At 61.8% G+C, this 20,156-nt stretch carries 16 protein-coding genes; 9 read left to right on the top strand and 7 right to left on the bottom strand.

All coding sequences use genetic code 11. The annotated features are described in order from the left end of the window. The first annotated feature begins 101 nt into the window (after positions 1-101). The 3 genes from AC1IN8_RS01810 (at position 102) to lolE (ending at position 3,374) form a co-directional block, all read left to right on the top strand. Positions 102-1,337 carry a lipoprotein-releasing ABC transporter permease subunit gene (locus tag AC1IN8_RS01810; RefSeq protein WP_479757863.1) on the top strand — a complete coding sequence of 412 codons (1,236 nt, stop codon included), beginning with the start codon at positions 102-104 and terminating at the stop codon, positions 1,335-1,337. A gap of 97 nt (positions 1,338-1,434) precedes the next feature. After that, a complete protein-coding gene (gene lolD, locus AC1IN8_RS01805) occupies positions 1,435-2,133 on the top strand; it encodes a lipoprotein-releasing ABC transporter ATP-binding protein LolD (RefSeq protein ID WP_427236176.1) in 699 nt (232 codons plus the stop codon). Beyond that, complete coding sequence (gene lolE, locus AC1IN8_RS01800; RefSeq protein WP_265437012.1) at positions 2,133-3,374, top strand: lipoprotein-releasing ABC transporter permease subunit LolE; 1,242 nt, start codon at positions 2,133-2,135, stop codon at positions 3,372-3,374. Before lolD ends, lolE begins: the two co-directional genes overlap by 1 nt. Positions 3,375-3,474: 100 nt before the next feature. Here lolE and yfbR read toward each other — a convergent pair whose 3' ends face one another. Together yfbR and AC1IN8_RS01790 are read right to left on the bottom strand one after the other, a co-directional pair. Further along, positions 3,475-4,065 (bottom strand): 5'-deoxynucleotidase, encoded by a 591-nt coding sequence (gene yfbR, locus AC1IN8_RS01795; RefSeq protein ID WP_479757860.1) that lies wholly within the window; start codon positions 4,063-4,065, stop codon positions 3,475-3,477. Positions 4,066-4,155: 90 nt separating this feature from the next. Next, positions 4,156-4,590: a YccF domain-containing protein gene (locus AC1IN8_RS01790; protein ID WP_025326815.1), complete on the bottom strand. Its 435-nt coding sequence runs from the start codon at positions 4,588-4,590 to the stop codon at positions 4,156-4,158. 430 nt (positions 4,591-5,020) lie between these two features. Between AC1IN8_RS01790 and tig the strand changes: the two genes are divergently transcribed. The 6 genes from tig (at position 5,021) to ppiD (ending at position 13,457) form a co-directional block, all read left to right on the top strand. Further along, a complete protein-coding gene (gene tig, locus AC1IN8_RS01785; protein ID WP_139439394.1) occupies positions 5,021-6,331 on the top strand; it encodes a trigger factor in 1,311 nt (436 codons plus the stop codon). A gap of 86 nt (positions 6,332-6,417) precedes the next feature. Further along, positions 6,418-7,041 carry an ATP-dependent Clp endopeptidase proteolytic subunit ClpP gene (gene clpP, locus AC1IN8_RS01780; protein ID WP_005324106.1) on the top strand — a complete coding sequence of 208 codons (624 nt, stop codon included), beginning with the start codon at positions 6,418-6,420 and terminating at the stop codon, positions 7,039-7,041. 70 nt (positions 7,042-7,111) lie between these two features. Next, positions 7,112-8,386 carry an ATP-dependent protease ATP-binding subunit ClpX gene (gene clpX, locus AC1IN8_RS01775; RefSeq protein ID WP_005324108.1) on the top strand — a complete coding sequence of 425 codons (1,275 nt, stop codon included), beginning with the start codon at positions 7,112-7,114 and terminating at the stop codon, positions 8,384-8,386. Positions 8,387-8,526: 140 nt separating this feature from the next. Next, positions 8,527-10,881, top strand: a complete 2,355-nt coding sequence (lon, locus tag AC1IN8_RS01770) for an endopeptidase La (RefSeq protein ID WP_247626290.1) — start codon at positions 8,527-8,529, stop codon at positions 10,879-10,881. A 240-nt stretch (positions 10,882-11,121) separates the two neighbouring features. Next, on the top strand, positions 11,122-11,394 hold the full coding sequence (hupB, locus tag AC1IN8_RS01765) for a nucleoid-associated protein HU-beta (protein WP_005315375.1): 273 nt from the start codon (positions 11,122-11,124) through the stop codon (positions 11,392-11,394). Positions 11,395-11,543: 149 nt separating this feature from the next. After that, complete coding sequence (gene ppiD / locus AC1IN8_RS01760) at positions 11,544-13,457, top strand: peptidylprolyl isomerase (protein ID WP_479757857.1); 1,914 nt, start codon at positions 11,544-11,546, stop codon at positions 13,455-13,457. A 281-nt stretch (positions 13,458-13,738) separates the two neighbouring features. Here the strand turns inward: ppiD and AC1IN8_RS01755 are convergent, their stop codons facing one another. The 5 genes from AC1IN8_RS01755 to AC1IN8_RS01735 all read right to left on the bottom strand — a co-directional run bounded on the left by AC1IN8_RS01755 (position 13,739) and on the right by AC1IN8_RS01735 (position 20,029). After that, positions 13,739-15,331, bottom strand: coding sequence for an ABC-F family ATPase (locus AC1IN8_RS01755; protein WP_139439391.1), 1,593 nt, complete (start codon positions 15,329-15,331; stop codon positions 13,739-13,741). 210 nt (positions 15,332-15,541) lie between these two features. Then, on the bottom strand, positions 15,542-17,197 hold the full coding sequence (locus tag AC1IN8_RS01750; protein WP_202045411.1) for a cation acetate symporter: 1,656 nt from the start codon (positions 17,195-17,197) through the stop codon (positions 15,542-15,544). Beyond that, positions 17,194-17,505, bottom strand: coding sequence for a DUF485 domain-containing protein (locus AC1IN8_RS01745; protein ID WP_139439389.1), 312 nt, complete (start codon positions 17,503-17,505; stop codon positions 17,194-17,196). The genes AC1IN8_RS01750 and AC1IN8_RS01745 overlap by 4 nt, the downstream gene beginning before the upstream one ends. A 107-nt stretch (positions 17,506-17,612) precedes the next feature. Then, entirely contained in the window at positions 17,613-18,239 is a 627-nt protein-coding gene (locus AC1IN8_RS01740; RefSeq protein WP_479757855.1) for a 3'-5' exonuclease, read from the bottom strand. A gap of 2 nt (positions 18,240-18,241) precedes the next feature. After that, entirely contained in the window at positions 18,242-20,029 is a 1,788-nt protein-coding gene (locus tag AC1IN8_RS01735; protein ID WP_479757853.1) for a putative nucleotidyltransferase substrate binding domain-containing protein, read from the bottom strand. Positions 20,030-20,156 lie beyond the last annotated feature (127 nt).

The raw sequence follows: 20,156 nt of genomic DNA, 5'->3' as shown, positions 1-20,156 counted from the left end.
GCGCCAGCCCCGGCGTCATCTGCTGCGGCAACGCGGCTTGCGTTGAGGCGTCAACAGACCCTATTATCCGGCATCTTATTTTGTTGGCAACGTAGATATCCTTGAAGACCGGACTTTTTCAGCCACTCTCGCTGGCCATAGGCCTGCGTTACGCAGGCTCGCGACGCAGTAACCGCTTCGTCTCCTTTATCTCCCTGTTTTCCACCTTTGGCATCGCCATCGGGGTTGCTGCCCTGATGGTGGTCATTTCGGTGATGAACGGGTTCGAGGGGCAGCTCAAGGGGCGCATTCTCGGGGTGATCCCCCACGTGGTGGTGACCAATCCAGCGGGGCGCATCGATGCCCATCCGCCCGGCCTGCCCGATCTCGACACGTTGCCCCACGTGGTGGCCACGGCCCCCATGCTCGACAGCGAAGGCATGTTGCAAAGCCCGGGCCAGCTCACCGGGGTGAGCGTGCAGGGGATAGATCCGGCGCGCTGGCCCAAGGATGACATTCTCCATGCCCAGATGCTGGGGGGACGGCTGGACAGCCTGCAGCGCGGCCAATACCACATAGTGCTGGGGCAGGGGGTGGCCAACCGCCTCAAGGTCTCCATTGGCGACGAGGTGCGTCTCATCCTGACCGAAGGGACCCGCTTCACCCCCTTTGGCCGGGTACCGGCCCAGCGGATCTTCACCGTCTCCGGCATCTTCGGGGTCGGTGCCGACGTGGACAGCCAGGTGGCGCTGATTGCCCTGGGGGATGCCCAGCGCCTGCTGCGCCTGCCCGAGGAGACAGTGGGCGGCATCCGCCTCTGGCTCGACGATCCCTTCGCCGCCGACCAGGTGGTGAAAACCGCGCTGCCGGACGGGCTGGAGTGGCAGGATTGGCGCCGGGAGCGGGGTGAACTCTTCCAGGCGGTGGCCATGGAGAAACGCATGATGGGGCTGATGCTGGTGCTGATCATCGCGGTCGCCACCTTCAATATCCTCTCCGCCCTGGTGATGGTGGTCACCGACAAGGAAGGGGAGGTGGCCATATTGCGTACCATGGGCATGAGCGAGTCGGGGATCGTCAAGATTTTCATGGTGCTGGGGGCATCGAGCGGCGTCATCGGCGCCCTGTTCGGCGGTCTGACGGGGCTGGCCCTGTCGTTCGGACTCAACCCCCTGCTCGATGCGGTGGGGCTCAACCTCTATATGGCGGCGGGGGGCAGTGGTCTGCCGGTCATCGTCGAACCCGCCCAGGTCATGACCATCTTGCTGGGGGCCGTGCTGCTGAGCTTCAGTGCCACCCTCTATCCGGCGGCCCGTGCGGCCCGGGTCAAACCGGCCGAGGCATTACGTTATGAATAGCGCTGTGAATCCATCATCTTCTGTTGTTACCTCCGGTGCGAGTGCCGGCGTTGTGACTGGTGCCAATGTGGTCACCGGTATAAGTGGAGCCCCTGTTATGAATGAACCCCAGTCCTGCGAGCCTCTGCTGCGCTGTCAGGCCCTCAACCATGTCTATAAAGAGGGCAATCTGGAGACCCAGGTGCTCAAGGGGATAGATCTCTGCGTCGCCCCCGGCGAGATGCTGGCGGTGGTGGGGAGCTCGGGCTCGGGCAAGACCACCTTGCTGCACCTGATGGGGGCGCTGGACAACCCCTCGAGTGGCGCCGTGCTGTTCAAGGGGCAGGATATCCACCACTGGGACAGCAAGACCCAGGCCCGTTTTCGCAATCAGGAGCTGGGCTTCGTCTATCAGTTCCACCACCTGCTGGCCGAGTTCACCGCGCTGGAAAACACCGCCATGCCGCTGCTGATCGCCGGCGAGTCGGTGGTGAGTGCCACCGACAAGGCGACCCGGATGCTGGGGCGGGTGGGGCTCTCCCACCGGCTCAATCACAGGCCTTCCGAGCTGTCCGGTGGCGAGCGCCAGCGGGTGGCCATCGCCCGTGCCCTGGTCAACGAGCCGAGCCTGGTGCTGGCGGACGAGCCCACCGGCAACCTGGATCACGCCAGCGCCACTGCGGTGTACGAACTGCTCTGCGAGCTCAACCGGGAGCTGGGCACGGCCTTCGTGGTGGTCACCCATGACTTGAGCCTCGCCGCCAAGCTGCACCGCCGGGTGACCCTGGTGAGCGGCATCATGGCGGAGGTCGCCTGATGTTCAAGCCGCTGCCCCTCTTTCTGGGCCTGCGTTACAGCCGCTCCCGCCGCCGCAACGGCTTCATCGCCTTTATTTCCGCCTCCTCCCTGATCGGCATCGCCCTCGGGGTGATGGCCCTGATTCTTGGCCTCTCCGCCATGAACGGCTTCGAGCGGGAGCTCAAGAACCGGGTGCTCTCTGTGGTGCCCCACGGTGAGCTCATCGGCATGGAGGCGCCCCTGCCGGATTGGCCGAGGCTTCGGGACTACCTGCTGGCCCAGCCCGGGATCGAGGCCGCGGCCCCTGTCATCCGCCTTGATGGCCTGCTGGAGCACGGCTCCGCCATCAAGGGGGTGCAGGTGCGCGCCGTGCTGCCCGAGCTCGAGGCGAACCTGTCGGACGCTGGCAACTACATGACAGGGCTGGGTTTTCGTGAACTGCAGGCGGGCGAGCACGGGGTGATCCTCGGCAAGACCATTGCCGACAAGCTGGGGGTCAAGATCGGTGATCCCGTGACCCTGCTGCTGCCCCAAGGGGGAGACGAGACGGGGATCAAGAATCCCCGGCGGGAGACCCTGACCGTGGTGGGGCTGCTGGAGATAGGCGGCCAGCTCGACGGCGTGCTCGGCTTCATGCACCTGACCGATGCCCAGTCCATCACCGGCATGGGCAGCGCGGTGGAAGGCTTCAGCCTCAAGGTGAACGACGTGCTCAAGGCGCAGTCCATCACGGTGGCGGCCGCCCGCAAATTCCCGCACTACGTCTACATCAGCAGCTGGATGAGCCGTCAGGGCTATCTCTATCAGGACATCCAGATGGTGCGCACCGTCATGTACGTGGTGATGCTGATGGTGGTGGCGGTGGCCTGCTTCAACATCGTCTCCACCCTGGTGATGGCGGTGAACGAGAAGCGCAGCGAGATCGCCATCTTGAAGACCATGGGGGCGAGCCCGGGCCAGATCCGGCTCACCTTCGTCATCCAGGGGATGGTGAACGGGGTGCTCGGTGCCTTGCTCGGTGCCCTGCTGGGGGGGCTGCTTTCGAGCAAGCTAACCCAGATCCTGAGCGGTATCGAAAAGCTCATCGGCCATCGCTTCTTGAACCCGGACATCTACTTCATCGACTTCCTGCCGACCGAGCTGCACATGCAGGATCTGGTGATAGTGACCAGTGCCGCCATCCTGATGAGTCTGCTGGCCACCCTCTATCCCGCCTGGCGGGCGAGCGGTCTGGTGCCCTCCCGGGAGCTGGGTCACTGATCCGAGGGCCAGGTCTGCCAAGCCTGGCAATATGCTGAAAAAGAAGGGCCCGCCGGTCTGTACCGGCGGGCCCTTCTCTCTTCTGGTCGTTCCGACTGGCTTAGTGGGCGTTGAGCTCATCGAGGGGCAGGGAGAAGCTCGCCACGAACACCTCGATAAAGTAGCGCATGGCCGGGTTCATCCTGGCCTCCAGCATCTGTTCGAGGCGCTTGCGCGCGGGCTCGAACTCCCGGTTGCCTGCATTTATCTCCTCCAGACACTTGGTATAGGCACAGAGGGTGTCGGCATCCTTCACCAGCCGGGCGAGGGCGTCGTCCTGGGCAGCGGAGTCGAGCAGGGGGCGAAAGTCTTCCATCAGCTCGGGGGGCAGCATGCCCAGCAGGCGCTGTTCGGCGGCGAGCTCAATCTTCTTGTACTCGCGGGCTATCTCGGGGTTGAAGTACTTGACCGGGGTCGGCAGATCGCCGGTCAGCACCTCGCTGCTGTCGTGATAGAGGGCCATCACGGCGGCGTGGTTGGCATCCACCTTGCCATCAAACAGCCGGTTGCTGATGACGCCGAGGGCGTGGGCCACCATGGCCACCTGCAGGCTGTGCTCGGCGATGTTTTCCGGCTGTATGTTGCGCATCAGGGGCCAGCGGTAGATGAGCCGCATGCGGGCGAGGTTGGCGAAGAAGTGGCTGGGCAGCATGGAAGACCTCGAACTGGGGCAATGAAAAAGGGCAGACCCTAGTCTGCCCTTTTTTGACATCCCAGGCATAGCCTGGCGATGCATTCTTGCTTAGCGAATATAGCGACCGGATTCGGCCTCGTGGTTGGTGACTATCATCTGGCCTATGGGGGCCAGGGCAATCAGCGCCAGCTTGAGGTGCTGGATGCCGAACGGGATGCCGATGATGGTCACGAAGCAGGCCAGGGCCGAGGCGATGTGGCCTATGGCCAGCCAGATCCCGATCACCAGGAACCAGAGGATGTTGCCAATCATCCCGAGGGCCCCTGTGCCGATGTCGCTCTGGCCCGTCATTGTCTTGCGGTTGACCGCCTGCTTGCCGAACGGGAAGAAGGTGAAGGTACCGATGACGAAACAAGCCCGTCCCCAGGGGATCCCGATCAGGGAGACGAAGCAGAGCAGCCCGGCCAGCCACCAGGCCAGCCCCATAAAGACGCCCCCCAGTACAAACCAGAGCAGATTGAACAAGAAGCGGAAAAAGGACATGTGGGTCTCTCCAGACTCATAAATTGGCAGTCACCATAGCGAGCGGCGCCGAGGGACGCAATGGCTGATGCGAGAAGGCGGACAATTTGGGTCGCAGACCCCCTGACAGCACCTCTCCCGACGACGCCGGGAGATGTAAAAAGCACAGCGTGGCGTGCAAAAGGGTGAGCAAGCGCAAATTATTGCGAACCTGATGCTTGAACTCGGCGCAAGGCTTCCCCATATAGGAGGCAGTCTTGCGCAAATTGTGCTGTCTGTGCCCCGGATGGGGGATGTGCGGCTCGACGCGACCAATGTGCGCCGCTATAATGTCGCGTCATATTTTCTCATCACAAAGACAGTCGTTGTCTTTATAAACAGGAAGACTCCGGGCTTTGCCCAGGGGTAATAAAGGGTCAGCACACAGTGCTGAGTTGAACGAGGTAAAAGAATGCAAGTTTCTGTAGAGACAACCCAAGGTCTGGAACGCCGTCTTACCATCACTGTACCGGCTGCTACCGTTGACGCTGCCGTGCGTAAAGAATTGAATGGCCTGGCCAAGACTCGTCGCATCGACGGTTTCCGTCCTGGCAAGGCTCCGGTTGCCATCATCAAGAAGATGTTCGGCGCCATGGCCCATGCCCGCGTTGCCGATGAAATGATGCAGAACAACTTCATCAAGGCCATCATCGAGAGCAAACTGAGCCCGGCCGGTGCGCCGACCATGGATCCGAAAGAGATCAAGGAAGGCCAGGATTTCGAATTCACCGCCACTTTCGAAGTGTACCCGGAGTTTGAAGTTGCCGGCCTCGAGAGCATCAAGGTCGAGAAGCCGGTTGCCTCCGTCAAGGATGCCGACCTGGCCAACATGATCGACACCCTGCGCAAGCAGCACGCCACCTGGTCTGATGTCGATGCCGCTGCCGCCAATGGCATGCGTGTCACCCTGGACTTCGTCGGTTCCATCGACGGTGAAGAGTTCGACGGTGGCAAGGCTGAAGGTTTCACTCTGGAACTGGGCGCCGGCCGCATGATCCCTGGCTTCGAAGACGCCATCCTGGGCAAGAAAGCGGGCGACGAGTTCACCATCGAGGTGACTTTCCCGGCTGACTACCACGCCGAAGCCCTGAAGGGCAAAGCGGCCAAGTTCGCCTCCAAGCTGAGCAAGGTTGAAGAGCAGGTTCTGCCTGAGCTGACCGAAGAGTTCGTCAAGCGTTTTGGCATCGAGAGCGGCAGCGTCGAAGAGCTGAAAGCCGAAGTGCGCAAGAACATGGAGCGCGAACTGGCTCAAGCCCTGAAGAACAGCGTGAAAGAGCAGGTTCTGAACGGCCTGGTTGAAGCCAACCAGATCGATCTGCCGAAGGCTGCCGTTGCCCAGGAAATCGATGCCCTGCGTCAGCAAGCGCTGCAGCGTTTCGGTGGCTTCCAGGGCGGCAACGCTCCCGAGCTGCCGGCCGAGCTGTTCCAGGCGCAAGCCGAGCGTCGCGTACGCGTCGGTCTGCTGCTGGGTGACGTCATCCGCACCAACGAGATCAAGGCTGACGACGCCCGTGTGACCAGCATCATCGAGTCCATGGCCACTGCCTACGAAGATCCGAAGGAAGTGATCGAGTACTACCAGAAGAACGAGCAGATGCTGAACGGCGTTCGTAACCTGGCCATCGAAGATCAAGCCATCGACCTGATCCTGTCCAAGGCGCAAGTGACCGAGAAAGAAGTTGCCTTCGACGAAGTGATCAACAAGTCCGGTGCCGCTGCCTAAGAACATTTGACTTAAGGTCAAAACTGTTAAGTATAATGGCTCGTGTGATCTCCACTCGGGCCATTTTATTTTAGGGACAATGCCTTATGTACAAGAACTATAACGATGTGACTGAATCCCCACGCAATGCGCTCATCCCTATGGTGGTCGAGCAGACGGCGAAAGGGGAGCGTTCCTATGACATCTATTCCCGTCTGCTCAAGGAGCGGGTGATCTTCCTGACCGGTCAGGTTGAGGATCACATGGCGAATCTGGTGGTGGCTCAGCTGCTGTTCCTGGAGTCCGAAAACCCGGATCAGGACATCAGCATCTACATCAACTCACCGGGTGGTGCCGTCACTGCGGGGATGTCCATCTATGACACCATGCAGTTCATCAAGCCGGACGTCAGCACCGTCTGCATGGGGCAGGCCTGCTCCATGGGCGCCTTCCTGCTGGCCGGCGGTGCCAAGGGCAAGCGCTTCTGCCTGCCTAACGCTCGGGTGATGATCCACCAGCCGCTGGGAGGCTTCCAGGGCCAGGCATCTGACATCCAGATCCATGCCCAGGAGATCCTGAAAATCAAAAATACCCTGAACGATCGTCTGGCTTTCCATACCGGACAGGACATGGCCACCATCGAACGCGACACCGACCGTGACAACTTCATGTCGGCCGAGCAGGCCGTGGCCTATGGTCTGGTTGACGGCATCCTGAGCCAGCGCGGCTGAGCAGGGTATCCCGTCCTGTTGTAAACTCAACAGGACGATCCATCCTCTATTGATAAAACGAGGTCGCTGAATGACAGAGAAACGCAAGGGTGAGGGCGACAAGCTGCTTTATTGCTCTTTCTGCGGCAAAAGCCAGCATGAAGTGCGTAAGCTGATCGCTGGCCCTTCCGTCTACGTATGTGATGAGTGTGTCGAGCTGTGCAACGACATCATCCGCGAGGAGATCCGCGAGATCTCTCCCAAGCGCGATGGTAGCGAGCTGCCGACCCCTCATGAAATCCGCGCTCATCTGGACGACTACGTGATCGGGCAGGAGTACGCCAAGAAGGTGCTGGCAGTTGCCGTCTACAACCACTACAAGCGTCTGCGCAGCGGCAGCGAGTCCGGTGGTGTGGAGCTTGGCAAGTCCAACATCCTGCTGATTGGCCCGACCGGCAGCGGCAAGACCCTGCTGGCGGAGACGCTCGCCCGTCTGCTGGATGTGCCTTTCACCATGGCCGATGCCACCACATTGACCGAGGCCGGTTATGTGGGCGAGGACGTGGAGAACATCATCCAGAAGTTGCTGCAAAAGTGCGACTACGACGTGGAGAAGGCCCAGCGCGGCATCGTCTACATCGACGAGATCGACAAGATCTCCCGCAAGTCGGACAACCCCTCCATCACCCGCGATGTCTCCGGGGAAGGGGTGCAGCAGGCACTGCTGAAGCTGATCGAGGGCACCATCGCTTCCGTGCCGCCGCAAGGGGGCCGCAAGCATCCGCAGCAGGAGTTCCTGCAGGTTGATACCTCCAAGATCCTCTTCATCTGTGGTGGCGCCTTCGCCGGCCTGGACAAGGTGATCGAGCAGCGTTCCGTCAAGGGGACCGGCATCGGCTTTGGTGCCGACGTCAAATCCAAGAATGCCAAGGCGACCCTGAGTGAGAACTTTGCCAAGGTGGAGCCGGAAGATCTGATCAAGTACGGTCTCATCCCCGAGTTCATCGGTCGTCTGCCGGTAGTGGCGACCCTCACCGAGCTGGACGAAGCGGCCCTCATCCAGATCCTGAAAGAGCCGAAGAACGCGCTGACCAAGCAGTACGCCGCGTTGTTTGCCCTGGAAGAGGTGGAGCTGGAGTTCCGTGACGACGCCCTGAACGCCATCGCGCGCAAGGCGATGGAGCGCAAGACCGGTGCCCGTGGCCTGAGATCCATCGTCGAAGCCGTGTTGCTCGACACCATGTATGACCTGCCCTCCCTGGAAGGGGTCAGCAAGGTGGTGATCGACGAGACGGTGATCAAGGGGGACTCCGCCCCCCTGATGATCTACGACAATCCCGAGACACAGGCCGCCGCGTCAGAGTAACTGACTGATTTTTAATCACATAAAGGGGCATTTTGCCCCTTTCATGCTTTTTACGGCCAAGGCGATTGAATCTCATCTTTGCGCCCCCATATACTCAGCCAAGCGCTTTGCCAACGGTATAACAAGCCGAGAGGACATATATGAACCTAGAGCGTTCAGAACGCATCGAGATTCCCGTCCTGCCTCTTCGTGACGTGGTGGTTTACCCCCACATGGTCATTCCACTCTTTGTGGGGCGGGAAAAATCCATTCGCTGTCTGGAAGCGGCCATGGAGCAGGACAAGAAAGTCCTGCTGGTGGCCCAGAAGGATGCGTCAACTGACGAGCCGACGGTGGAGGAGATCTTCTCCGTCGGGACAGTGGCCAACATTTTGCAGATGCTCAAGCTGCCTGACGGCACCGTCAAGGTGCTGGTGGAAGGGGGCCAGCGTGCCCGTCTTGAGCGGATGATCGATGACAAGGACTTCTTCGTCGGTGAGGCGCAGTACATAGCGTCTGCCCCCATCGAGGAGAAGGATCAGGATGTGCTGGTGCGCTCCGCCATCGGCCAGTTTGAAGGCTACATCAAGCTCAACAAGAAGATCCCGCCCGAGGTGCTGACCTCGATCTCGGCGATCGACGATGCGGCGCGCCTGGCTGACACCATGGCTGCCCACATGCCGCTCAAGCTCGAAGACAAGCAGAAGGTGCTGGAAATCGCCTCTGTGTCCGAGCGCATCGAGTTTCTGATGGCCATGATGGAGTCGGAGATCGATCTGTTGCAGGTCGAGAAGCGCATCCGCTCCCGGGTCAAGAAGCAGATGGAGAAGAGCCAGCGGGAGTACTATCTCAACGAGCAGATGAAGGCCATCCAGAAAGAGCTGGGTGAGCTGGAAGACAGCCCGGACGAATTCGAAGCCCTCAATCGCAAGATTGACGAGGCGGGGATGCCGGACGATGCCCGTGAGAAGGCCCTGGCCGAGCTTGCCAAGCTGAAGATGATGTCCCCCATGTCCGCGGAAGCCACAGTGGTGCGCAGCTATGTGGACTGGATGGTGCAGGTGCCGTGGAAGGCCCGCTCCAAGGTCAAGAAAGATCTCGCCAAGGCCCAAGAGGTGCTGGATTCGGATCACTATGGCCTGGACAAGGTCAAGGATCGCATCCTCGAGTACCTGGCGGTGCAGGCGCGGGTGAACAAGCTCAAGGGCCCCATCCTCTGTTTGGTCGGGCCTCCCGGTGTGGGCAAGACCTCGCTCGGTCAGTCCATCGCCAAGGCGACCGGTCGCAAGTACGTGCGCATGGCGCTCGGCGGCGTGCGTGACGAGGCGGAGATCCGCGGTCACCGCCGCACCTATATCGGCTCCATGCCCGGCAAGCTCATCCAGAAGATGGCGAAAGTCGGCGTGAAGAACCCGCTGTTCCTGCTCGACGAAATCGACAAGATGAGCTCGGACATGCGCGGCGATCCCGCTTCCGCCCTGCTGGAAGTGCTGGATCCCGAGCAGAACAGCAGCTTCAACGATCACTATCTGGAAGTGGATTATGACCTGTCGGACGTGATGTTCGTGGCCACCTCCAACTCCATGAACATCCCGGGTCCGCTGCTGGACCGGATGGAAGTGATCCGTCTGTCCGGTTACACCGAGGACGAGAAGCTCAACATCGCCAAGCAGCACCTGGTGGCCAAGCAGATCCAGCGCAACGGCCTGAAGGAGTCCGAGATCACCATCGAAGATTCCGCCCTGATCGGCGTCATCCGCTACTACACCCGCGAGGCGGGGGTGCGTAGCCTGGAGCGCGAGATCTCCAAGATCTGTCGCAAGGCGGTCAAACGCATCCTGCTGGACAAGAGCATCAAGCATGTTCAGGTCAATCAGGAGAACCTCAAGGAGTTCCTCGGGGTACAGCGTTTCGACTACGGCAAGGCCACCGATCAGAACCAGATCGGTCAGGTGTGCGGGCTGGCGTGGACCGAAGTGGGGGGCGATCTGCTCACCATCGAGACCACCAACATGCCGGGCAAGGGCAAGCTCACTTATACCGGTTCCCTCGGTGACGTGATGCAGGAGTCCATCCAGGCCGCCATGACGGTGGTGCGGGCCCGTGCCGAGAAGCTGCGCATCAATGCCGACTTCTACGAGAAGCGCGACATCCACGTGCACGTGCCGGAAGGGGCGACCCCAAAGGACGGCCCGAGCGCCGGTATCGCCATGTGTACCGCCCTGGTCTCCAGCCTCACCGGCAACCCGGTGCGTGCCGATGTGGCCATGACCGGCGAGATCACCCTGCGGGGCGAAGTGCTGCCCATCGGGGGGCTCAAGGAGAAACTGCTGGCGGCTCACCGTGGCGGTATCAAGCGGGTGCTCATCCCGAAAGAGAACGAACGCGATCTCGAGGAGATCCCGGACAATGTCAAACAAGACCTTGAAATTTATCCGGTTCGCTGGATTGATGAGGTGCTTGCACTGGCGTTGCAGGACAATCCGCAGGGTTTCGAACGCGTTTCTGTCGTGTAAATGTTGATGCGCCGCAAATTTGGCGCATTCGGGGGGTGGTTAAGGCTTGCATGCGCCGGATAACGGAAGTAGCCTTGACCACCGATCGGGTACTCATGATGAGTCGCAATGCGTGATGTGGCGCGGGTTTGCGCCAGATTGTCACTTGCAACTGATCAGGAGGCTTGTTATAAAACCTCCACTTGTTGTGGCCAGGGAAATCAGTGCCGCAGCGATGTTCGATAAAAGGGGAATATAAGAGTGAATAAATCTCAACTGATTGACAAGATTGCAGACGGTGCTGATATCTCCAAAGCTGCCGCTGGTCGTGCGCTGGATGCTTTCATTGACGCCGTTGGTGAAGCCCTGAAAGAGGGTGACCAGGTTGCTCTGGTTGGCTTCGGTACTTTCGCCGTTCGCGAGCGTGCCGCTCGTTCTGGCCGTAACCCGCAAACTGGTGCGACCATCGAAATCGCTGCCGGTAAAGTTCCTGCCTTCAAAGCCGGTAAGGCCCTGAAAGACGCGGTCAACTAAGCCGGGCGCTGATTTTCATCGGCTCCGACCTTGGTCGCTGACCAGACAAGTGAGAGGGCTCTCCCTCATACTGATTGACCAAGGCGCATCGCAATCGGTGCGCCTTTTCATTATTCATGCCCATCGAGTTCGGGAGCATAAGTACAAACATGATGTTGGATAAACTACGCGAAGGGGCGCAGGGCAAGGTAGCCAAGGTTATCTTGGGCCTGATCATCCTCTCCTTTGCCTTGGCCGGTGTAGGCAGCTACCTCAATGGCCCGGCACGTACCGCCCCCGCTACCGTCAACGGCAATGACATCAGTGCCCCCGCACTGGAGAATGCCTATCGCAACGAGCGGGCCCGCATGGAATCCCAAATGGGTGAGGCCTTCAACCAGCTGGCCGCCAACCCCGACTACATGAAACAGTTCCGCCGCGGTGTGCTGGACCGGCTGATCGATCAGGCGCTGATCGATGACAAGGCCCGTCAGCTCGGCCTGCGGGTCAGTGACGAACAGATCAAGCAGGCCATCGTCGCCATGCCGGAGTTTGCCGAGGACGGCAAGTTCAACAACGATCGCTACCTGCAGCTGATCCGCCGTGCCGGCATGACCCCCGAGATGTTCCGCGACTCCCTGCGCCAGGACATGGTGCGCCAGCAACTGATGGGCGCCGTGCTGGGCTCCGAGTTCGCCCTCAAGGGCGAGGCCGAGCAGCTCGACAAGCTCTACAACCAGACCCGGGACCTTCGCCTGGTGCGCCTGGCTGCCTCCGCCTACCTGGGTGAGGTCGAGGTGAGCGACGCCGAGGTAGAGCAGTTCTACAAGACCAACAGCGGCCGCTTCATGAACGACGAGAAGGTCAAGGTCGACTACCTGCTGCTGGATGCGGCCAACCTCGGCAAGAACATCAAGGTGACCGAGCAGGATGCCCAGGATTACTACGATCAGCACCAGGACCTGTTCCAGCGTGCCGAGCGTCGCCGCGTGGCACACATCCTGATCCCCTTTGGCAAGGATGAGAAGGCGGCCCAGCAGAAGGCCGACGAGCTGCTGGCCAAGGTCAAGGGCGGTGAAGACTTCGCGACCCTGGCCAAAGCCAACTCCGGCGATACCTTCTCCGCCAAGAAGGGCGGCGAACTGGACTGGTTCGAGAAAGGGGTGATGGATCCTGCCTTCGAGCAGGCTGCCTTTGCACTGGCCAAGGCCGGCGATCTCTCCACCGTGGTGAAAAGCCCGTTTGGTTTCCACATCATCAAGCTGCTGGCCGTCGAGCCTGGCAAGACCAAGCCGTTCGTGGATGTGATGAGCGAAACCATCGCCCGTCTGCAAGCGGACAAGGCCAAGGAGCTGTTCTTCGCCGAGCAGCAGAAGATGGCCGACAGCAGCTTCGAGAACCCGGACTCCCTGGATCTGACTGCCGAAGCCATGGGTCTGAAGGTGATCTCGTCTGATTACTTCAGCCAGGCCGATGCCCAAGCGCCACTCAATGATCCCAAGGTGCTTGCGGCTGCCTTCTCCGAGCAACTGCGCGACGACAACACCAACTCCGACGTGATCGAACTCTCCGATGGCAAGGCGCTGGTGCTGCACATCATGGGTCACCAGCCCAAGGCGGCCAAGCCGCTGGCGGAGATCAAGGATCAGGTGATTGCGGCCATCAAGCATGAGAAGGCCAGCGAAGTGGCCCGTGGCAAGGCCCAGGGCCTGCTGGACAAGCTGCACGCTGGCGAGGACATCCAGGCCGATCTGACCGCCCTCGGGCTGAAGGTGGAGAGCCACAAGGGTGTCTCCCGCTTCGCCCAGGAGATGGATCAGAACCTGCTGGCCCAGGCGTTCCGCATGCCCCATCCGAAGGATGGCAAGCCGAGCGTCGAGCTGGTGGCCGAAGCCAATGGCGATCGCGTGGTGGTGGCGCTGGACAAGGTCAATGTGACCAAGGAGCCCTCCCAGATGGTGAGCCTGCTGCAAGGCCAGCTCGGTCAGGGCAAGGCCCAGGCCGACTACAAGTCGCTGATCGACGAGCTGCGCAAAGCGGCCAAGATTGAGTACTTCACCGACGTGGAGGCGACCGTCGAGTAATCGACTCACGCCCTCAATTGAAAACGGCTCCTTGATGGAGCCGTTTTTTTATGTCCCGAACATGTGTCCGCTCGGCAAGCGTGGGCGGCTGAAGAGGGAAGGGGCCAGGCACCGGCTGGTGCTGTCTATCCTGGGATAAGCCGGACGGCTGCATAAGAGTGCGCGGCTCTTGCTCCCCCCATCCCATTCTTCCCTTGCCGTGGGGGACGCTTGCTGGGGTGCACGGAGGCATAAAAAAACCGGCGCCACTGGCGCCGGTTTTACGATGTAAGACCCGGGGGTTACACCACGCCCTGACTGCGCAGGTAATCCTCGTAGGTGCCGCCGAAGTCGCGGATGCCGTTCTCGGTCAGTTCCATGATACGGGTCGCCAGGGAGGAGACGAACTCACGGTCGTGAGAGACGAAGATGAGGGTCCCTTGATACATCTCCAGCGCCAGGTTCAAGGATTCGATGGATTCCATGTCCAGGTGGTTGGTCGGCTCATCCATGATCAGGATGTTGGGACGTTGCATCATCAGCTTGCCGAACAGCATGCGACCCTGTTCGCCACCGGAGAGCACCTTGACCGGCTTCTTGATGTCGTCCTGGGAGAAGAGCAGACGACCCAGCACCGAGCGTACCGCCTGCTCGTCTTCGTTGGGCTGCTTCCACTGGGACATCCAGTCGAACACGTTGAGATCGGTGTCGAAATCGTCGGCGTGATCCTGGGCGTAGTAGCCGATCTGGGCGTTCTCGGACCACTTGATGGTGCCGCTGTCCGGTGCCAGCTCGCCCATGAGGGTCTTGATCAGGGTGGATTTACCGATGCCGTTGGTACCCAGAATGGCGACCTTCTCGCCCACTTCCAGCATCATGCTCAGGCCCTTGAACAGCGGCTCCTCACCATACCCCTTGGACAGCCCTTCGATCTCCAGGATGTTGCGGTAGAGCTTCTTCTCCTGCTCGAAGCGGATGAAGGGGTTCTGACGGCTGGAGACCTTCACTTCCTCGATCTTGATCTTGTCGATCTGCTTGAGGCGGGAGGTGGCCTGGCTCGACTTGGAGGCGTTGGCACTGAAACGGGAGACGAAGGATTGCAGATCGGCAATCTGGGCCTTCTTCTTGGCGTTGTCGGCGATCAGACGCTCGCGGGCCTGGGTGGCCGCCGTCATGTATTCGTCGTAGTTGCCCGGGTAGACGCGCAGCTCGCCGTAGTCCAGATCCGCCATGTGGGTGCAGACGGAGTTCAGGAAGTGACGGTCGTGAGAGATGATGATCATGGTGCTTTCACGATCGTTGAGCACCTGCTCCAGCCAGCGGATGGTGTTGATGTCCAGGTTGTTGGTCGGTTCGTCCAGCAGCAGGATGTCGGGGTTGGAGAACAGCGCCTGTGCCAGCAGCACCCGCAGTTTCCAGCCCGGGGCCACTTCGCTCATGGGGCCGTTGTGCAGCTCGATGGGGATGCCGGCACCCAGCAGCAGCTCGCCGGCGCGGGATTCGGCGGTATAGCCGTCATACTCGGCGACCAGGCCTTCCAGCTCGGCGGCCTTCATGTAGTCGTCGTCGGTGGCGTCGAGGTTGGCATAGATGGCATCGCGCTCGGCGATGGCGGCCCACAGCTCGCTATGACCCATCATGACCACGTCCAGCACGCGCATCTCTTCGTAGGCGAACTGATCCTGGCGCAACTTACCGATGCGCTCGTTGACGTCCAGGCTCACATTACCGCCAGTGGGCTCCAGATCGCCGCCGAGGATCTTCATGAAGGTGGACTTGCCACAGCCGTTTGCGCCGATGAGGCCGTAGCGGTTGCCGCCGCCAAACTTGACGCTGATGTTCTCAAACAGCGGCTTGGCGCCGAACTGCATGGTGATGTTGTTGCTGCTTAACAAAGGAGATGTCCCGGGTTGTCTGTCAAATGGCGCGCATTATGGCACAGATCCCCCGAAAGTTTTAGCAAGAACTGTGATCGGGGCCCATTGCAACGGGAACCCGGTGGCGAAAAAGGCATCGCTCACCTGAGGGGAGGGAAAGGAGAGGCGAGGGGGAGGCCCGGAATAAGAAAAGCCGGCACTGGGCCGGCTTGGGGGAGTCAGACAACCTTAGTGGGCGGAGGCGCCGGAGGCACCGAGCCCGGTCTGGGAGCGGACGAATTGCGGGAAGAACTTCGCATGCTCGTCGGAGGCGTTCTGGGACTTGTCGGTGACCGAGAAGAACCAGATCCCGATGAAGGCCAGCGCCATAGAGAAGAGCGCCGGGTATTCGTAGGGGAAGATCGCCTGGGCATGGCCCAGTACCTTCACCCACACGGTCGGGCCCAGGATCATCAGGGTCACGGCGCTGATGAGGCCCAGCCAGCCACCATAGACGGCGCCGCGGGTGGTGAGGCGGGACCAGAACATGGAGAGGAAGAGCACCGGGAAGTTGCAGCTCGCCGCGATGGAGAAGGCCAGGCCCACCATGAAGGCGATGTTCTGCTTCTCGAACAGTATGCCCAGACCGATGGCGACGACGCCCAGCACTAGCGTGGTCATCTTGGAGACGCGCAGCTCGTCGGCTTCGTTGGCCTTGCCTTCCTTGATGACGCAGGCATAGAGGTCGTGGGAGACCGCAGAGGCGCCAGCCAGGGTCAGCCCGGCGACCACGGCGAGTATGGTGGCGAAGGCCACGGCAGAGATGAAGCCGAGGAACAGGCTGCCACCCACGGCGTCGGCCAGATGGACGGCCGCCATGTTGGTGCCCCCCAGCAGGGCGCCGGTGGCGTCCTTGAAGTCCGGGTTGGTGCTGACCAGCAGGATGGCACCGAAGCCGATGATGAAGGTCAGGATGTAGAAGTAGCCGATGAAGCCGGTGGCATAGAACACCGATTTACGGGCTTCCTTGGCGTCGCTCACGGTGAAGAAGCGCATCAGGATATGGGGCAGACCGGCGGTGCCGAACATCAGGGCCAGCCCTAAGGAAATGGCGGAGATGGGGTCGGCCACCAGGCCACCCGGGCTCATGATGGCGGCGCCATTGGCATGGACCTTGACCGCTTCGCTGAACAGGGCGCCGATGTCGAAGTTGACGGACTTCATCACCATGATGGCCATGAAGGAGGCGCCGGAGAGCAGCATGACCGCCTTGATGATCTGGACCCAGGTGGTGGCCAGCATGCCGCCGAACAGCACGTAGAGCACCATCAGGATGCCGACCAGCACCACGGCCACATGGTATTGCAGGCCGAACAGCAGCTCGATGAGCTTGCCGGCACCCACCATCTGGGCGATGAGGTAGAGGGCGACCACCACCAGGGAGCCGCTGGCGGAGAGGCTGCGCACCGAGGTCTGCTTGAGGCGGTAGGAGGCCACGTCGGCGAAGGTGTACTTGCCGAGGTTGCGCAGCCGCTCCGCGATCAGGAACAGTATGATGGGCCAGCCTACCAGGAAGCCGATGGAGTAGATGAGGCCGTCATAGCCCGAGGTGTAGACCAGGGCGGAGATGCCGAGGAAGGAGGCGGCGGACATGTAGTCGCCGGCGATGGCCAGACCGTTCTGGAAGCCGGTGATGCGCCCGCCGGCGGCATAGTAGTCGGAGGCCGAGCGGTTGCGCTTGGAGGCCCAGTAGGTGATGAAGAGGGTGGCGGCCACGAAGGCCACGAACATCACGATGGCCGAGATGTTGAGGGGCTGGCGTTGCACCTCGCCGGTCAGCGCATCGGCCGCCAGCAGGGGGGTGGACAACAGGCTGCCGAGCAGCAGCAGAGACTTGCCTTTCATGATTGCACTCCCTTGAGGATCTTCTGGTTCAGCTCGTCAAACTCGCCGTTGGCCCGGAATACATAGACGCCGGTCAGCACGAAGGAGGCGACGATGAGGCCCACGCCAACCGGGATGCCGCGGGTGATGCTGGAGCCGTCGCTGAGCGGGGTGCCAAGCCAGCCCGGGGCGAAGGCGATGAGCAGGATGAACGCCAGGTAGAGCCCCAGCATCAGGATGGAGAGGGTCCAGGCGAAGCGCTGGCGTTTGCTGACCAGCTCCTGGAAGTTGGGATCTTGCTGGATCCTCAGATAGCGTTGCTGTTCCATTGCAGTTCTCCGTGACGGTTGTGTCAGCTGTGATTGAAGGGTGTCCCTACCGAGCAGGAGACCTGCTCATGTAAGCAAAATGTGAATTAAATGTTATTTTCGGGCAATTAGACTTTGGGATAAGCCAGCGGGCCGCCCTGATGCAGGCGCAGGAAGATGAGGGCGGCGGCGGTGGCGTCACTCAGGGCGTCGTGCAGGGGCAGGGGCGGCAACCCCAGATGCTGGCAGATGGCGGCCAGATGCAGGTCGATGACGGCGTCGGGATAGCGCCGAAAGAGCTGGTCGTGATAGAGCCGGCTCACCTCTATGCCACGCTGGGGCAGGCGCAGCCCCCAGTGCCGCTGGCAGGCCAGATTGAGGATCCGCAAGTCATAGGCGATGTGGTAGCCCACCAGTTCGCGGGGCCCGATGAAGGCCAGCAGCAGGTGCAGCGCGGCTTCCAGCGCCATTCCTTGCTGCAGATCCTGATGGCGCAGGCCGTGGATCACCACGGAGTGCGCGCTCAGGCTGGCCGGTGGCTGCACCCTGATGCTGAGGGCCTCGCCGATCAGCACCCGGTTGCCCTGGATGCGCACGGCCCCGATGGAGACGATCTCCGCCTTGGCGGGATCCAGGCTGGTGGTCTCGAAATCCAGCGCCACCCACTCCTCCTCGGGGGGGGGCGCAAAGAGCGGGGCAAACTCCCCGTCCCGGAAGGCTCTACCCAGCCAATGACGTTGCCAGCGGCGCCACATGCCTATTGCCTAAGACGAAAGTGCAAGGTGAGCCACTGCTGGAACTTCTTCACCTGATGCAGGGCATGGCGCAGCAGATCCCTCTCCCCGTGCGCGAGTTCGCCAACCTGTACCCGGCTGTCGCCATCCTTGAGCTGGCTGCGCAGCCGCAGCCGCACAAATAGCCGGAAGGCTTCCGCCAGGTTGGCGCCATAGTCGGGGCTGAGGCGCCCCGCGGCCACCAGGGCGTCGATCCGTCCCAGGGTCGAGGTCTCCAGCACTTCAGCCTCCAGGGCCAGCACCCGCAGGCCGTGCACCAGGGGGAAGAGGCCGCCGCGTTTGAGATCCAGCCCCTCGGGGGCCTGCTCCAGCCGGCCAAAGAGGGTGAGGGGGGTGTGAAAGGCGACCGCCGCCCGGGCCATCTCCGCCAGCAGATCCGGCCGGTCGACCAGGCACTTTCTCAGGTGGCGGGCGAGGGGGGCGAGCAGAGGGCGATCCCCCATGATGGCCTGGGCATCGGCCAGGGTGGCGAGCCACAGCAGATCGGCCTCGCTGGCGCGCACACAGGCTTGCTCTATCTCGTCCTGCCACTGGCGGGCCCCCTTGACCCACTCCGGGTTGCTGACCATCACCTTCCCCGGGCAGGGGGGGTAGCCGAGGCGCGCGAGCAGGGCGCTGAAGGCGGCCAGATCGGCCTGCCGATCTGGCCAATGCAGGCCATCCGGCAGGATCAGGGCGTTGTCCTGATCGGTCTTCTGGATCTGCTCGCCGCGCCCCTCAGAGCCCAGCATCAGCAGGCACACCTGCTCCTGCACCTCGGGGGGGATCACCAGGGCGAAGGCCTTGGCGATCAACTGCTCGTTGATGGTGGCGATGAGCTTCATCAGAAACAGGGTATGGATCCCCTGGGCAAACAGGGTGCGGATGAGTTGCTGCTGCTCCCGGGCCACCGCCTCCAGGGCCCCCTGGCTGTCCGCCCGGGCGATGCGTAGGGTCAGCACATGGGAGTGGGCGGAGAAGAGCCCCAGCACCTGGGTCAGGTGCAGCACTCCCGCCACCTCCTGCCCCTGCCAGATGACCAGCCGCTTGATGCGGTGACGGGTCATCAGCAGCAGGGCATCGAACAGATAGCTGCCCTGCGTCAGGCCGATCAGCGGCGCCGGGGTCAGCACCGCCAGGGTTGCCGTCAGGGGCAGCCCCTTGAGGGTCAGGGCATGGAGCAGGGTCTTGCGGGTGGCCAGGCTCAGGCTGCCGTCGGCGGCGGGATAGAGCAGGCAATCGGTGCCCCGGCTGGCCATGGCTTCGCTGGCGGCCAGCAGGCTGGTCTGGCTGTCGAGCTGCAGGGGCGGCTGCAGGTGGCCGGGGTCGATACGGGTCAGGATGAATTCCGCCAGGTTCTGTTGCCCGAGCTGGCCGCGGCGCTCCTGCTCTCGCTGACGCTCGGCCAGGGTCGCGGTGAAATAGTGTGCGAAGGGAGGGTGCGCGTCGCACAGTCCCTGGAAGGTGTCGCGGGGGATCAGCTGGCAGAGGGTGTCCTCCAGGGCGCTGAAGCGATGGCGGCAGCGGCCGTCGAACTGGGCGCGCACGTCGAACATGTCCCCCACGCCATAGTCGCCGAAGGGCTGGTGGGGCGCCGACTCCTCCACCGCGCCCTTGATGACGAGGTAGAGGCCGGCGGGCTCGTCCCCCGGCTGTTGCACCGTCTGGCCGGCGCGGAAGTAGCAGATGCTGAGGCGCTGGCCGAGTCGTTCACGGGCCGCCTCGCCCAGGCAGTCAAAGGGCGGACGGGCAAAATCGAACAGGAGTGACATGACAATTCTCGGCCTGTGGGCATGGGGCCAGTCTGGCAAAGGGGCCAGGGCGGGGCCAGCCGACTTTAGTCGCAGAGCCGGGCTGGCCTCCCTGTACCTGCCGATAACACTCTGGTAACGTTGTGGT

This window comes from Aeromonas sp. 130281 (assembly GCF_056642115.1).
The sequence above is the reverse complement of the archived record's forward strand: the minus strand, read 5'-3'. Positions and strand labels throughout refer to the sequence as shown.

Coding starts and splice junctions, on each gene's coding strand:
- lolD (WP_427236176.1), top strand. CDS start 1,435: ATGAATGAACCCCAGTCCTGCGAGCCTCTGCTGCGCTGTCAGGCCCTC.
- lolE (WP_265437012.1), top strand. CDS start 2,133: ATGTTCAAGCCGCTGCCCCTCTTTCTGGGCCTGCGTTACAGCCGCTCC.
- yfbR (WP_479757860.1), bottom strand. CDS start 4,065: ATGCTGCCCAGCCACTTCTTCGCCAACCTCGCCCGCATGCGGCTCATC.
- AC1IN8_RS01790 (WP_025326815.1), bottom strand. CDS start 4,590: ATGTCCTTTTTCCGCTTCTTGTTCAATCTGCTCTGGTTTGTACTGGGG.
- tig (WP_139439394.1), top strand. CDS start 5,021: ATGCAAGTTTCTGTAGAGACAACCCAAGGTCTGGAACGCCGTCTTACC.
- clpP (WP_005324106.1), top strand. CDS start 6,418: ATGTACAAGAACTATAACGATGTGACTGAATCCCCACGCAATGCGCTC.
- clpX (WP_005324108.1), top strand. CDS start 7,112: ATGACAGAGAAACGCAAGGGTGAGGGCGACAAGCTGCTTTATTGCTCT.
- lon (WP_247626290.1), top strand. CDS start 8,527: ATGAACCTAGAGCGTTCAGAACGCATCGAGATTCCCGTCCTGCCTCTT.
- ppiD (WP_479757857.1), top strand. CDS start 11,544: ATGATGTTGGATAAACTACGCGAAGGGGCGCAGGGCAAGGTAGCCAAG.
- AC1IN8_RS01750 (WP_202045411.1), bottom strand. CDS start 17,197: ATGAAAGGCAAGTCTCTGCTGCTGCTCGGCAGCCTGTTGTCCACCCCC.
- AC1IN8_RS01745 (WP_139439389.1), bottom strand. CDS start 17,505: ATGGAACAGCAACGCTATCTGAGGATCCAGCAAGATCCCAACTTCCAG.
- AC1IN8_RS01740 (WP_479757855.1), bottom strand. CDS start 18,239: ATGTGGCGCCGCTGGCAACGTCATTGGCTGGGTAGAGCCTTCCGGGAC.
- AC1IN8_RS01735 (WP_479757853.1), bottom strand. CDS start 20,029: ATGTCACTCCTGTTCGATTTTGCCCGTCCGCCCTTTGACTGCCTGGGC.